Below are 13,949 nucleotides of genomic sequence, written 5' to 3' on the forward strand. Positions count from 1 at the left end.
CTCCCCACGGCCACGAAACCGACACAGTAGGTTGTCCCCGTGCGATTGGGAGTTCTCGACGTGGGCAGCAACACCGTCCACCTGTTGGTGGTCGATGCGCATCGCGGTGGGCACCCCACGCCGATGAGTTCGACGAAGTCGACGCTGCGCCTCGCCGAGCAGATCGGGACCTCGGGCGAACTCTCCGCCGACGGCGCCCGCGCGCTGACCGAGGCCGTCGACGAGTTCACCACCATCGCCCGCAGTTCCGGATGCGAACAGGTGATGGCGTTCGCGACGTCGGCGGTCCGCGACGCCACCAACTGCGACGACGTCCTCGACGCCGTGGCCGATCAGACCGGCGTCCGCGTCGAGGTGCTCTCCGGCACCGACGAGGCGCGACTGACCTCGCTGGCCGTGCGCCGCTGGTACGGCTGGAGCGCGGGCCGGATCCTCGCCCTGGACATCGGCGGCGGCTCCCTTGAGCTGAGCAACGGGGTCGACGAGGAGCCCGACGTGGCGGTGTCGCTGCCGCTGGGCGCCGGACGGTTGACCCGCGAATGGCTGTCGGAGGACCCGCCGGGCAAACGCCGGGTCGCCGTGCTGCGCGACTGGCTCGACGCGGAGCTCGCCGGCACCGCGAAGGCCATGGCTGACCTCGGTGCGCCCGACCTCGCCGTCGGCACGTCGAAGACCTTCCGATCGCTCGCGCGACTGACCGGCGCGGCACCGTCGAGTGCGGGTCCGCGGGTGAAGCGCACCCTGACGAGCAGCGGCCTGCGGCAGCTCATCGCGTTCATCTCCCGGATGTCGACGGCCGACCGCGCCGAGCTCGAGGGCGTCAGCGAGGACCGCGCGGGTCAACTCGTCGCCGGCGCGCTGGTGGCGGAGGCGTCGATGCGGGCGATGGGTGTCGATACCCTCGAGATCTGTCCGTGGGCGTTGCGGGAGGGTGTGATCCTGCGTCGACTCGACGCCGAGGCGACCGCGACCGACGCGCCGGCGGCTCACCGCCCGTCGGTCCGCGCGACCTAGGGGACCCGGCGGCACGACCGCCCAGAACCGACGAGAGCAGAGGACGACGATGGCGAGAGAACCCGACCCGGACTCACGACCGATCTCGGTCGCCGAGATCCTGGCGCGCAGGGCCGCGGAGGACGCCTCCGACGCAGCCCCGTCGGGTGGTCGGCGTCGTCGAGGGTCCGAGGGGTCGGTGTCGTTCGCCGAGCTGACCGGCGAGATCCCCCGCATCCGCGGTGGCGCGCACTCGGGACAGTTCCGTGCGATCGACCGCTCCGAGGTCGAGGCCGCCGGTGGCGTGGCCGACGAGATCACCGAGGACGCCCCGTCCACGGACACCCTCGCGGCGCGCTCGGGCTTCGTCCCCGACGAGCCGCAGGTCACCGAGGACCAGGACGCCGACCGGTTCCCGCGGTCGGAGCGACCTGTCGCACCCGAGCAGGACGCTGCGTTCCCGCGGTCCGAGTCGCCGCAGCCCGGCGCCGGCCGCCGCGCCGCGTGGTCGGCCCCGACCGATCAGCCGCCCGCCACCCGCGACCTGAACAGCGCCGACGTCCGCGAGCGGTTCTCGCGCCCGGGTCCTCCCGCCGCGCCCGAGCGCGATGACGAGGTCACCGGCATCATCCCGCGGTTCGCTGCGCCCGACGCCGGCGCGGCCCCCGTCGAGGATGACTTCTCGGGGATGTCCCCGGAGGAGCGCGACCGCGCGTTCGAGAGCTACCGCAACTTCGACGACGTCGACGTCGAGGAGCCCGCGCCGCGTCGACGCCGTGGACTGTTCGCCGCGCTGCGGCGCTCCGGCCGCGACGACGACACCACCGACCGTCCCGACGCCGCCCCGGCCGCCGACAGCGCGGACGACGCCGGGTCCACCGCTCACCTCGACCTGCTGTCGGGGACCCGCGTCGACGACCGCAGCACCGACGACGGCCAGCTGCACGTCGTCGACGACACCCCCACCGAGCTGACCGACGTCTCGGAGCCGTCGTGGGGAGCGCGCGCGTGGTCCGGCCGTCCCGACGTCGACGCCGAGACACCCGCCGCGGCCGTCGGGGAGACCACCGGCGCCACGACCGAGGACGTCCCGGAGGAGGACTTCGCGGCCGACGATGTCGCGCCGGCCGCCGCCGCGACCACCCGATTCACGCCCCGCCCGGACGCCGGCGACGATCCCGTGGTCGACCTCGACAAGTCGCAGCGGTCGTCGTACGAGGCCCGCAGCTGGCGCGGCCAGGCCGATGCCCCCGCCGTCGACGGGGAGACCACCGACCGGGAGACCACCGACCGCGATCAGCCCGCCGCCGACGGGCCGTCGCCCGCGAAGCAGTGGGCGATCCTCGGACTGCAGGTGATCATCGGGCTCGCCGTCGGCGTGGGCCTGTTCCTCGGGTTCACCGAGCTGTGGCGCTGGAACGTCTACTTCGCGTTGGTGCTGGCCATCGTCGTCATCTTCGGGCTCGTCACCTTCGTCCACGTGGTGCGGCGCAGCTCGGACCTCGTCTCCACGCTCATCGCTCTGGCGGTCGGACTGATCGTCACCATCGGCCCCCTGGCGCTGCTCGCGTCGGGGAGCTGAGACATGAGCACACCGGGGACGAGACCGGTGAGGGGGGACATCCCGATCGGCCTGTCGACGGCGTCGGTCTACCCGCAGAACACCGAGGCCGCCTTCCAGTACGCCAACGAACTCGGGTTCGACGGTGTGGAACTGATGGTGTGGGGGGAGGCCGTCAGCCAGGACATCGACCACGTCGCCTTCCTGTCCGACCGCTACGCCATGCCGGTCCTCAGCGTGCACGCGCCGTGCCTGCTGATCTCCCAGCGCGTGTGGGGTCGTGACCCGATCGCCAAACTCGGCCGCTCCGTCGACGCCGCCGCGCAGCTCGGCGCGGGAACGGTCGTCGTGCACCCGCCGTTTCGGTGGCAGCGGCGCTACGTGAAGCAGTTCGCCGAGACCGTCGCCGAACTCGAGGACCGCACCGACGTGGCCGTCGCGGTGGAGAACATGTTCCCCGTCCGAGCCGACCGTGTGTTCGGCAAGTACACCGAGGCCGCCGAGCGGATGGCCCGTCGCGGCGGGCCCGGCGCGTCGGTGTCGGCGTTCGGCACCTCCATCGACCCCACCGACGACGGGTTCGCGCACTACACGCTGGACCTGTCGCACACCGCGACCGCCGGGCACGACGCGATCGCCATGTTCGACCGCATGGGCCGCGGCCTGAACCACCTGCACCTCACCGACGGTGTCGGCGCCGCCGTGGACGAGCACCTCGTTCCGGGCGACGGCAATCAGCCGTGCGTCGAGGTCTGCCGCCGTCTCGCCGAGAGCGACTTCGACGGCGCCGTCGTGCTCGAGGTCTCGACCGGGTCCGCCCGAAACAAACCCGAGCGCAGCGAGATCCTCGCGCGGTCGCTGGCCTTCGCCCGCGAACACCTCGCCCGCGACACCACGACGGTGAGAGGGGACCGCCCGTGACCGTCTCGGTCACCGATCTCGGTGCGCTGATGCGCGCCCCCGGCGGTGGACCCGCCGACCCGGTCGCGTTCACGACCGTCGTCGACCCCGTCTTCACCATCGGTCCGAAGGTGCACGGTGGCGCGCTGCAGGTCGTGACCGCGCACGCGGCCGTCGCCGCCGTCGAACGACCCGAGATGGTCCCCGTCGCGATCTCCAGCGACTACCTGCGTGCACCCGAGCCGCGCGAGGTCGCCGTCGTCGCCACCGTGGTGAAACGCGGACGCCGCGTCTGCCTCGTCGACGTCGTCGTCACGCAGGACGGGCGCGACGCCGTGCGCTCGGTGGTCACGCTCGCCGAACCCGACCACGGTGCCCCCCGCCACTCGGGCGTGCCCGCCGCCCTCGCGGCGATGCCGCCGGAACCCACCTCCGACGCGGTGCCCGTCCGCGACTCGCCCATCGCGGACATCGTCCACCTCGCCGCCGCGGTCGACATGTCCTACGACCGTTCCTCGGTCCCCGTGCTCACCGGGGAGCGCGGAGCCCCGGAGACGCGGTTCTGGGCGCGGCCCGTCGACGGTGACCCCGACGGCTTCTTCGCGATACTCGGCTGCGACCTGTCGATGCCGGTCGTGATGAACCTCGGGCTCCTCGGGTGGGCGCCCACGCTGCAGATGACCACCTACCTGCGGCGGCACCCGGCGCCGGGCTGGTTGCGCGCGCGGACCACCTCGAGCGAGATCGGGCAGGGGTGGTTCGAGGAGGACCACCTCATCATCGACAGCACCGGTGCGGTGGTGGCGCAGTCGCGCCAACTCGCGCTGATACCCGACACGGCCGAGCGGCCACAGGAGGAGCAGGGATGACCACACGGGTCGCGATCATCGGTGGCGGCAAGATCGGGGAGGCCCTGCTGTCGGGTCTCGTCCGGTCGGGGCACGCCACGCGGGATCTCGTCGTCGCGGAGAAGCACGAGGGCCGCGCGAAGGAGCTCGTCGACGAGTACGGCGTCCGCGTCACCGACATCGCCGACGCTGTCGAGGGCGCCGCCATCGTGGTGCTGGCCGTGAAGCCGGCCGACGTCGACGCGGTGCTCGCGATCATCTCCGACGTCGAGGACACCGGCGAGGTGGAGCGGCTGACCGTCACCCTCGTCGCCGGGTTGCCCACCCGCCGCTACGAGGACGCGCTGCCCGCCGGTGCGCCCGTCGTCCGCGTCATGCCGAACACACCGATGCTGGTGGGGGAGGCCATGTCGGCGGTGACCGGTGGGCGTTACGCCACCGACGAGCACGTCGCGACCGTCGCATCGCTGCTGGAGTCCGTCGGCAAGGTGCTCGTGGTCGCGGAGAAGCAGATGGACGCCGTCACCGCGGTCTCCGGGTCAGGACCGGCCTACGCGTTCCTCATGGCCGAGGCGATGATCGACGCCGGCGTCGGGCTCGGGCTCACCCGCGCGACGGCCACGCTGCTCGCCGCCCAGAGCATCCGCGGTGCGGGAGTGCTGCTCACCGACTCGGGGCTGTCGCCGGTGGACCTGCGTGCCGCCGTCACCTCCCCGGCCGGGACGACCGCCGAGGCGATCCGCGAGCTCGAGGCCAACGGCTTCCGCCACGGCTTCTACGAGGCACTTCGCGCCAACGCCGCCGCCAGCGCCGCTCTCGGTGCGGCGTCGTCGGCATCCGATTCCGAGAGCTGAACCGGCCCCCGACGACCCTCGTCGACGCCGATCGCGCAGATATCGGCCAGGTGACCGAGAAATATCGGAAAGGTCACCCACTCACGTCGCATCTTTCCCATGCGCCACGCTAAGGTGCACTGAGCACGTGCGTGTCTGGTGTCCGCGGGAGGGGAAGCCCGCGGCCGCGACGCGTGCACCGGAGGTCGAAAATTTCATGGCGCCTGCAAACACGCCTGGCGACCGACCCAGCGCCGCCGGCGCAGGGCCTGTCGGTCCGGGTTCGGGCACACAGTTCCTCACCGTCGCGGAGGTCGCGGCGCTGATGCGCGTGTCGAAGATGACCGTCTACCGACTGGTCCACAACGGGGAACTCCCCGCGGTCCGCGTCGGACGGTCCTTCCGCGTGCACGCGAAGGCTGTGCACGACTACCTGGAGACCTCCTACTTCGACGTGGGCTGATCCGCGTCTGTCGACGCGGTGATCCCAGGTCTCCGGCCCGGGGCGGATTTCGCCTCGTCTCCATCGCCCGGTAACCTGGCTCCTTGTTGCGCTCGTCGGTCCGGCGTGCGCCCGCAGGCCTCGTGCCTGCCGGGCCGCCCGCTTCCACGACATGCGACCGACGAGCCCGTAGTCCGCGAATCGCTTGGTGCGAGAACGAGAGGTGCCCGATGGGGTCAGTGATCAAGAAGCGCCGCAAGCGCATGTCGAAGAAGAAGCACCGTAAGCTTCTCCGCCGCACGCGCGTGCAGCGTCGCAAACTCGGTAAATGATCCACAGGCCGGACGGTTCGTCCTCCGGCCCTGTGGTCTCCGCCCTCGACCCGTCGCTCTCGCGGCGGGTCGTCGTGCGTCTGGGGTTAGTCTGGCGCCATGACTGACGCCCCTGACCCGCCCAAGGTGGTCCTGGTCACCGGTGCGTCGACCTTTCTCGGCGGATATCTGACCACCCGCCTGGCCCGCAACCCCGACATCGACCGCGTCATCACCGTCGACTCGCGGGTGCCCAGCAAGGACATGATGCGACGGATGGGTCGCGCGGAGTTCGTCCGCGCCGACATCCGTCGACCCACCATCTCGCGGATCATCGACTCCGCCTCGGTCGACACCGTCGTCCATGCCGCCACCTCCGTGATGGACACCGTCGGCCACTCGCCCGCCATCAAAGAGCTCACCGTCATCGGTGCCATGCAGGTGTGCGCGGCCTGCCAGCGCGCGCCGTCGGTGAAGCGCGTGATCGTGCGGTCGTCGGGGATGGTCTACGGGGCCAGCTCGTCGGACCCCGCACACTTCTCGGAGGAGACCCGCGCCCACGACGAGCCGACCTCGGGGTACGCGCGAGACCTGCTCGACGTCGAGTCCTACGCACGCGGCCTGTCGCGGCGGCGACAGGACATCGCGGTCACCATCCTGCGGCCCACCGCGATCCTGGGTCCACAGATCTCGACCCGGATGAGCAACTACTTCTCGTCGCCGATCATCCCGGTGGTGATCGGCTACCAGCCCCGGCTGCAGTTCCTGCACGAGGAGGACGCGCTGGCGGCGATCGAGCATGCCACCCTCCTCGGCCGACCCGGCACCTTCAACCTCGCCGCGGACGGCGTCGTGACCCTCGCGCAGGCGATCCGCCGCGCCGGCCGCATCGAACTGCCGGTGCCCGCCGGCCTCCTCGGCACCGTCGCCGGTGTGTTCCGCAACATGGGCATCAACACCCTCCACAGCGACCAGGCCGGGTACCTCACGTACGGACGCGTGCTCGACACGACCCGCATGCGCGCCGACCTGGGGTTCGCCCCACGGCGCACGAGTCTGGAGACCCTGGACGACTTCATCGCCCGCAAACCGCTGGAGCCCGTGATCTCCGCCGGCGCGTGGCACCGGCTCGAGCGGCGCGTCGTCGAGTCCGCCCGCGCGCTCGCCTGATCGGCGAGTTGCCCCGGCGAGTTGCCGGCGCGGTCGGGCGAGTCGCCGCGTCACCTCCTACACTGGTCGGCGCAGGTACTCGGGGGAGCGAAGCAGTGGGGGACGATGGTGTCGGCAGGGGTGTGACGGTAGTGGCAAAGGGCAACAACGCTCCCGATTCCCGCACCGCGAAGGTGATCCAGCTGTACGCGTCCCCGCCGTCGTCGGCCTCGCCGTCGGATGCGGGTCGTCGTCGGCATCCCTCCCAGCAGCGATCCGAGCCGGTACAACCCCGGCGGATGGCGCCTCGTCCTGTCCCGCGTGTCAGCGATCTCGGTCACCCCAACACCGACGGCTTCGACGAGACGGCGGACATCACCCCCATCAACGCCGACGTGGCGCCCCGGATCGACGAGTCCGGGCTCCCCGTCCAGCGCACCGGCAGCCCGCTGTTCAGCCTCGGCGGCATCCGGTCGGCCGTCGCGGACACGGTGGTGACGAGTGCGGGATACCTGCGTGAGCGACTGACCGGCGACTACGAGATCGACGACTTCGGCTTCGACCGCCACTTCACCGAGAACGTCTTCCTCCCCGCGATGCGGGTCCTCTTCGACAAGTGGTTCCGCGTCGAGGTCACCGGTGTCGAGAACCTCCCCACCGAGGGCGGTGCGCTCCTCGTCTCCAACCATGCGGGCAGCATCCCCGTCGACGCGCTGATGCTGTCGGTGGCCGTCCACGACCACCACCCGCGGCAGCGCTTCCTGCGGATGCTCGCCGCCGACCTCGCGCTCGAGTCGCCGTTCATCGGTGCGCTCTCGCGGCGTACCGGGTCGACGCTGGCGTGCACCGCGGACGCCGAGCGGCTGCTGCGGTCGGGCGAGCTGACCGCGGTCTGGCCGGAGGGCTTCAAGGGCGTCGGCAAGCTCTACCGAGACCGGTACAAGCTGCAGCGGTTCGGCCGCGGCGGCTTCGTGACCACCGCGTTGCGCACTGCCGTGCCGATCATCCCGGTGTCGATCGTCGGGTCGGAGGAGATCTACCCGATGCTCAGCGACCTCAAGCCGCTCGCGCGGGTGCTGGGGCTGCCGTACATCCCGGTGACCCCGACGTTCCCGCTGCTCGGCCCGCTGGGTCTGGTCCCGCTGCCCGCCAAGTGGCACATCCACTTCGGCAAGCCCATCGAGACCAACCGCTACGACGAGCAGGCGGCCGAGGACCCCATGGTCGTCTTCGATCTCACCGACCATGTGCGCGAGGAGATCCAGCAGACCCTCTACCGCATGCTCAGCCGCCGCGGATCCGTCTACTTCGGCTGATCCGCTCCACAGACCACACCGCTGCGCACCGGCGTGTGCACTGTGCCCGCGCCGCGGCTCATCCGTGTCGGTTGTGGCGCGGTCTGCGATGACGTCGCTGCCGGACCATCTCGAGGATGAGCTGTTCGGTCGGCCCCCACAGATCGACGACGTCCGCGTACGTGAGTCGCAGGGTGATGTAGCCGAGGCGAGCGGCCTCCCGGTCGCGTCGGCGGTCCTCGGTGTACCTCTCGATCCCCGAGTGGTAGCGCTCGCCGTCGGTCTCGATGATCAGCCTCTCGCCGACGACGAGATCCACGCGACCGACACCGGGGATGGTCACCTGTGTCCGGACCGGGATGTTCCGAGCGCGCAGCCGCAGACGCACCATGCTCTCGGTCCCCGACTGCGCCTCGCCGTCACACCGGTCGAGCAGCGCACGTACGGACACAGGGGTGTCCCGGAGGATCGCGGCGAGGTCGTCGAGGGTGAAGTGGCCGCCGTTCAGGATCGAGTCGCACACCACGACGAGCCCCTCGGCGTCGAGGCATCGCGCCGCGTGTCGCAGCGCGATGGGGATCTCGTCGACCGGGCCGGTCACCGACTCGGGCCTGCCGTGTTGCGAACAGAACCGTCCGGTGCGGTCGCGGCTCGCGTTCGCCCGGGCATGGACGTCGTCCGAGCACCCGGGCACCCAGATCCCTCGGAACCGCAGCGCCGACACGCAACTCAGCACCCCGCCGCGCGTCACGGCGTCGACGACGCGGCTGTCCGCGTCGGACCTGGCGTACCAACCGCGGCGGAGCCGTAGGAGTGTCTCGTCGGCCAGTGCCTGTCGCACACTGGCCTGGGTCTCGCCCCGCGCGCGCAGTTCGTCCCAGGTCAGCACCCCCGTGTCTCGCATGGCGACAGCATCCGGTCACGGCGCGACATCTCTGCGGTCGCGGGCGGGGTTGTCCCCAGGCAGCACCGATGGGCACCGACCTGTGCACAGTGCACGCGCCGAGGCCTGTCGGTGACGGTTGTGGAGCTACGCGGGGTGCACGGCGATCAGTCGCGGAAACGACGGGCCGCGGCGACGGCACCGCCGCCGGCGGCGCCGAGCAGCACCGCGGTCGGGAGGCCGATCTTGGCCGCCTTGCGGGCGGTGCGGTAGTCGCGGATCTCCCAGCCGCGGACGCGGGCCACGTCACGCAGGTCGGCGTCGGGGTTGATCGCGACGGCGGTGCCGCACAGCGACAGCATCGGGACGTCGTTGTGGGAGTCGGAGTACGCGGTGCAGCGCTTGAGGTTCAGGCCCTCCCGGATGGCGAGGCTGCGCACCGCGTGCGCCTTGCCCAGGCCGTGCAGGATGTCGCCGACGAGCCGCCCGGTGAACTTCCCGTCGACGCTCTCGGCGACGGTCCCGAGTGCACCGGTGAGACCGAGGCGGTCGGCGATGGTCTGCGCGAGTTCGACGGGCGTGGCGGTCACCAGCCACACCTGCTGGCCCGCGTCGAGGTGCATCTGCGCCAGCGTGCGGGTGCCCGGCCAGATCTTGTCCGCGATGACCTCGTCGAAGATCTCCTCGCCGAGACGCACCAGTTCCTCGGTCGACCGGCCGGCGATGAAGCTCAACGCCTTCTCCCGACCGGACGCGACGTCGTCGGCGTTCTCGCGGCCACTGATCCGGAATTTCGCCTGGGCCCAGGCGAACTCGGCCATGTCGCGGTAGGAGAAGTAGTCCCGGGCGGCGAGCCCACGGGCGAAGTGGACGATCGACGCGCCCTGGACCAGCGTGTTGTCGACGTCGAAGAAGGCGGCGGCGGTGAGGTCCGGCGGGACGTCGGTCGGGACGCCGGGCTCGTCGTCGAGGTGATCACCGTCGGCGCGGCCGCGCTCCTGCAGCGTGGCGTAGGCGGCCTGTGCACTCGCCTCACCGGCGAGGGAATGACGCAGTTCCGCGGCGGACTGCCGGAAGCGTCCGACGCGGCCGGACTGCGCCGACTTCACGGCGCGCGAAGAGATCCAGTTGCTGACGGTGCCGCCGACGTCGCGGTCGTCGTCGGGCCGACCGGGATCGGCCGCCGAGGACCGGTCCGGATCGGTGTCGCCGGGCGTGTCGCTCACCGGGTTCGCCTCCTGCTGTGCGGGGTTCCCACAGTAGTCGTCGGCCGCGACAGCGCCCGGGCCGCCGTGCGGTCTCGGGCCGGTGGGATGATCGAAGCCATGGTCGTCACGCTGCTCACCCGCGCCGGCTGTTCGGCCTGCGCGCGCGCCCAGGCCGAGCTCACGCCGATCTGCGACGAGTTCGGCGTCGCGGTCGAGGTGGTCGACGTCGACGCCGCCGCAGCACACGACCCCGAACTGCGGATGGAGTTCGGCGACCGTCTGCCCGTCGTCCTGCTCGACGGTGAGGAGCACGGGTACGGCGAGGTCGACGAGGCGCGACTGCGCGCCGACCTGGCCCGGTGAGGCCCCCGTCGACCGCTTTTGTGAACGTGTTCACAAGCGGTATACCGTGGACCCCCGTATGTCCCGACCGGCCCCGCACCGCGTCGGCAGCGACAGGGAGGTGGCGATGACGCGAGGCCCGGATCCGTCCGCCGCGCACATCCCGTCGGCGTCCGTCGCCCGACTGGCCGTGTACCTGCACGTCCTGCGCGCACTGAGCGAGAACGGCGTCGTCGTGACTTCCAGCGGACAGCTCGCGACAGCCGCGGGCGTGAACCCCGCGATCCTGCGCAAGGACCTCTCCCACGTCGGCGCGAACGGTGTGCGCGGTGTCGGATACGACGTCGCTCGGCTCATCGCCCGCATCTCCCGCGCCCTGCGCACCTCCGACACCCACAACGTCGCCCTGGCCGGGGCCGGTCTCCTCGGTCGCGCGCTCGTCGCCCACACCGGTTTCGGACGGGGCTTCCGCGTCGTTGCGATGTTCGACACTGACCCGGCCGTGGTGGGTACCGGATTCCGGTCGGACACCGTTGACATCACCGTGGCACCGATGACGGAACTGGCGCACCAGTGCGCCGAGCGCGAGGTGGACGTGGCGGTCATCGCCACCCCGGACACCATCGCCCAGACGACCTGCGACGCGTTCGTGCGCGCCGGGGTCCGACAGATCCTCAACGTCAGCACCGTGACCCTGCGGACGCCGCCGAGCGTGCACGTCCGCCCGGTGGACCTGGCGTTGGAACTCCAGGTGCTCTCGTTCAACGCCTCGCAGGACGTGGACCCGGCGGAGATGCCCGCCCCGGACGCGACCGCGAGCCGGATCGACTCCCGCGATGACTGCGGGGAGAAGGTGACAGTGTGAGCGTCTTCTTGTTCGGGGTGTCGCATCGCAGCGCGCCCGTGCCGGTGCTGGAGCGGTTGGCCGTCGCAGACGGTGACCGACCCAAGCTGGTCGATGCCCTGCTGCGGGTCCCGCAGATCTCCGAGGCCATGGTCGTCTCGACCTGCAACCGCGTCGAGGTGTACGCGGTCGTCGACGCCTTCCACCCCGCCCTCGAGGCGGTCGGTGACGTCCTCGGGGAGCACGCGGGGATGTCGGTGACGGAGATGACCCGCCACGCATACGTCCGGTACTCCGAGGCCGCCGTCGAGCACCTTTTCACCGTCGCCGCCGGGCTCGACTCGATGGTCGTCGGCGAGCAGCAGATCCTCGGTCAGATCCGCGCCGCCTACGCCAGCGCCGACGAGCACTCGTCGGCCGGTCGGGTATTGCACGAGCTCGCCCAACAGGCCCTGCGCGTGGGCAAGCGTGTCCACAGTGAGACCGGCATCGACCGCGCCGGTGCGTCCGTCGTGTCGGTCGCCGTCGACCGTGCCCGCGAGCTCCTCGCCCGCGACGGCGGCGCATCGCTGGACTCCGCGGTCGTCTTCGGCGCCGGTGCCATGGGTGGTCTCGCCGCCGCGCATCTTGCCCGTGACGGCGTCACCGACCTCACGCTGGTCAACCGCACCGCCGAGAAGGCCCAGCACCTGGCCGAGACCGTGCGCACCCACCACGGTGTGGCCGCCCGCGCGGTGGACCTCGCCGATCTGGCTGACGCTGTCGCCGACGCCGACCTCCTCGTCAGCTGCACCGGCACCGTCGGCTCCGTGGTGAGCGTCGGCGAGATCCACTCCGCGCTCGCCCGTCGTACCCGCAGGTCGCCCCTGGTGATCTGCGATCTCGGACTGCCGCGCAACGTCGACCCCGCCGCCGCGCGTCTGCCCGGCGTCCACATCGTCGACATCGAGAGCCTGCGCGGCACCCCGGCGACGCAGGCCGCGACCGCCGACGCCACCGCGGCCAAGGACATCGTCGCCGGCGAGCTGGCCGACTACCTCGCCCACCAGCGACAGGCCGAGGTGACACCCACGGTCACGGCGCTGCGTCAGCGCGCGGCGGAGATGGTCGAGGCGGAGATCCTGCGCCTCGAGACGCGCCTGCCGGGCCTCGACGAGCCGCAGCGCGACGAGGTCGCCAAGGCGGTCCGCCGCGTCGTCGACAAGCTGCTGCACGCCCCGACGGTGCGCGTGAAGCAGCTGGCCTCCACCCCCAACGGCGACCACTACGCCGAGGCGCTGCGCGAGCTGTTCGAGCTGACGCCGGGTGCGGCCGAGTCGGTCTCGGCGCCCGAGACGGGCCTCGCCGTCGACGAGGCGGCCCCCGCGGGTGACGTCGTGCGGGGAGCCCGGTGACCGCCGGACCCATCCGGATCGGCACGCGCGGCTCGTTGTTGGCGCGCACCCAGTCCGGTGACGTGCGCGAGGCCCTCGTCGCCGCCGGCCACGACGCCGAGCTGGTCATCATCACGACCGCCGGCGACCTGTCGGCCGAGCCCGTCGAGAAGATCGGCGTGGGTGTGTTCACCACCGCCATCCGGACCGCACTGCACGCCGGTGAGATCGACGTGGCCGTGCACTCCTACAAGGACCTGCCCACCGCGCCCGAGGACGGACTGACGATCGCGGCGGTGCCGCCCCGCGCCGACACCCGTGACGCCCTCGTCGCCGCCGGTGGGCGCGTGCTCGGCGAACTGCCGCCCGGGTCCACCGTGGGCACGTCGGCCCCGCGGAGGGTCGCGCAGCTTAACGCACTGGGTCTGGGTTTGGAAATCCGCCCCCTACGAGGCAACCTGGACACTCGGTTGGGCAAAGTCTCCGGCGGTGAACTCGACGCCGTGGTGGTGGCCCGAGCCGGGTTGGTCCGCATCGGTCGCGAAGACGAGGTGACCGAGGCGTTCGACCCGGTCGTGCTGCTTCCCGCGCCTGCTCAGGGCGCGCTCGCGGTCGAGTGCCGCTCCGACGATGCCGAACTGGTGAGTATCCTCGCCGAACTCGACGACGCCCCATCACGGGCGACGGTCGACGCGGAGCGGTCGGTGCTGGCGGCCCTGGAGGCCGGATGCACCGCGCCGGTCGGCGCGATCGCCGAGGTGGTGGAGTCGCTCGACGACGACGGGCGCGTCGTCCTCGAGCTGTCGCTGCGGGCGGGCGTGGCCGCGCTGGACGGATCCGACGAGATCCGCGCCTCCGTGGTCGGGCCGGTCGCACGCGCAGCCGAACTCGGCCGGGAACTCGCCGCAGAACTACTGGATCGTGGGGCCGCAGAGGTCATGCGCGACCGGTAGCCACCTCGGACGAC

15 protein-coding genes are annotated in these 13,949 nt (G+C 71.6%); 13 read left to right on the top strand and 2 right to left on the bottom strand.

All coding sequences use genetic code 11. The annotated features are described in order from the left end of the window. The first annotated feature begins 39 nt into the window (after positions 1-39). The 9 genes from LX14_RS10800 to LX14_RS10840 all read left to right on the top strand — a co-directional run bounded on the left by LX14_RS10800 (position 40) and on the right by LX14_RS10840 (position 8,353). Positions 40-1,014, top strand: coding sequence for a Ppx/GppA family phosphatase (locus LX14_RS10800; protein ID WP_253647205.1), 975 nt, complete (start codon positions 40-42; stop codon positions 1,012-1,014). A gap of 49 nt (positions 1,015-1,063) precedes the next feature. Continuing rightward, positions 1,064-2,575 carry an Rv0497 family membrane protein gene (locus LX14_RS10805; protein ID WP_253647206.1) on the top strand — a complete coding sequence of 504 codons (1,512 nt, stop codon included), beginning with the start codon at positions 1,064-1,066 and terminating at the stop codon, positions 2,573-2,575. A 3-nt stretch (positions 2,576-2,578) separates the two neighbouring features. Continuing rightward, entirely contained in the window at positions 2,579-3,475 is an 897-nt protein-coding gene (locus tag LX14_RS10810) for a sugar phosphate isomerase/epimerase family protein (protein ID WP_253647207.1), read from the top strand. Beyond that, complete coding sequence (locus LX14_RS10815; protein ID WP_253647208.1) at positions 3,472-4,323, top strand: thioesterase family protein; 852 nt, start codon at positions 3,472-3,474, stop codon at positions 4,321-4,323. The genes LX14_RS10810 and LX14_RS10815 overlap by 4 nt, the downstream gene beginning before the upstream one ends. Next, a complete protein-coding gene (gene proC / locus LX14_RS10820; protein WP_253647209.1) occupies positions 4,320-5,156 on the top strand; it encodes a pyrroline-5-carboxylate reductase in 837 nt (278 codons plus the stop codon). The genes LX14_RS10815 and proC overlap by 4 nt, the downstream gene beginning before the upstream one ends. Before the next feature lie 196 nt (positions 5,157-5,352). Further along, complete coding sequence (locus LX14_RS10825) at positions 5,353-5,598, top strand: helix-turn-helix domain-containing protein (RefSeq protein WP_253647210.1); 246 nt, start codon at positions 5,353-5,355, stop codon at positions 5,596-5,598. A gap of 209 nt (positions 5,599-5,807) precedes the next feature. Beyond that, positions 5,808-5,909 carry a 30S ribosomal protein bS22 gene (locus LX14_RS10830; protein WP_003402602.1) on the top strand — a complete coding sequence of 34 codons (102 nt, stop codon included), beginning with the start codon at positions 5,808-5,810 and terminating at the stop codon, positions 5,907-5,909. A 99-nt stretch (positions 5,910-6,008) separates the two neighbouring features. Next, complete coding sequence (locus LX14_RS10835; RefSeq protein ID WP_253647211.1) at positions 6,009-7,058, top strand: NAD-dependent epimerase/dehydratase family protein; 1,050 nt, start codon at positions 6,009-6,011, stop codon at positions 7,056-7,058. A 122-nt stretch (positions 7,059-7,180) separates the two neighbouring features. After that, positions 7,181-8,353, top strand: coding sequence for a lysophospholipid acyltransferase family protein (locus LX14_RS10840; RefSeq protein ID WP_253647212.1), 1,173 nt, complete (start codon positions 7,181-7,183; stop codon positions 8,351-8,353). A gap of 58 nt (positions 8,354-8,411) precedes the next feature. Here LX14_RS10840 and LX14_RS10845 read toward each other — a convergent pair whose 3' ends face one another. Beyond that, a complete protein-coding gene (locus tag LX14_RS10845; protein ID WP_253647213.1) occupies positions 8,412-9,236 on the bottom strand; it encodes a putative endonuclease domain-containing protein in 825 nt (274 codons plus the stop codon). A gap of 146 nt (positions 9,237-9,382) precedes the next feature. Continuing rightward, positions 9,383-10,594, bottom strand: coding sequence for an HAD family hydrolase (locus LX14_RS10850; protein WP_372505376.1), 1,212 nt, complete (start codon positions 10,592-10,594; stop codon positions 9,383-9,385). Here LX14_RS10850 and LX14_RS10855 point away from each other — a divergent pair. The 4 genes from LX14_RS10855 to hemC all read left to right on the top strand — a co-directional run bounded on the left by LX14_RS10855 (position 10,541) and on the right by hemC (position 13,935). Beyond that, the gene (locus tag LX14_RS10855) at positions 10,541-10,786 is read left to right on the top strand and encodes a glutaredoxin family protein (RefSeq protein WP_253647215.1); all 246 of its coding nucleotides are present in this window, start codon (positions 10,541-10,543) and stop codon (positions 10,784-10,786) included. The genes LX14_RS10850 and LX14_RS10855 overlap by 54 nt on opposite strands. A gap of 106 nt (positions 10,787-10,892) precedes the next feature. Then, positions 10,893-11,630 (top strand): redox-sensing transcriptional repressor Rex, encoded by a 738-nt coding sequence (locus tag LX14_RS10860; RefSeq protein ID WP_253647216.1) that lies wholly within the window; start codon positions 10,893-10,895, stop codon positions 11,628-11,630. After that, on the top strand, positions 11,627-13,003 hold the full coding sequence (locus tag LX14_RS10865; protein ID WP_253647217.1) for a glutamyl-tRNA reductase: 1,377 nt from the start codon (positions 11,627-11,629) through the stop codon (positions 13,001-13,003). Before LX14_RS10860 ends, LX14_RS10865 begins: the two co-directional genes overlap by 4 nt. Further along, positions 13,000-13,935, top strand: a complete 936-nt coding sequence (gene hemC, locus LX14_RS10870; RefSeq protein ID WP_253647218.1) for a hydroxymethylbilane synthase — start codon at positions 13,000-13,002, stop codon at positions 13,933-13,935. Before LX14_RS10865 ends, hemC begins: the two co-directional genes overlap by 4 nt. The last annotated feature ends 14 nt before the right edge of the window (positions 13,936-13,949 follow it).

This window comes from Williamsia deligens (genome assembly GCF_024171765.1).
GTDB lineage: Bacteria > Actinomycetota > Actinomycetes > Mycobacteriales > Mycobacteriaceae > Williamsia_A > Williamsia_A deligens.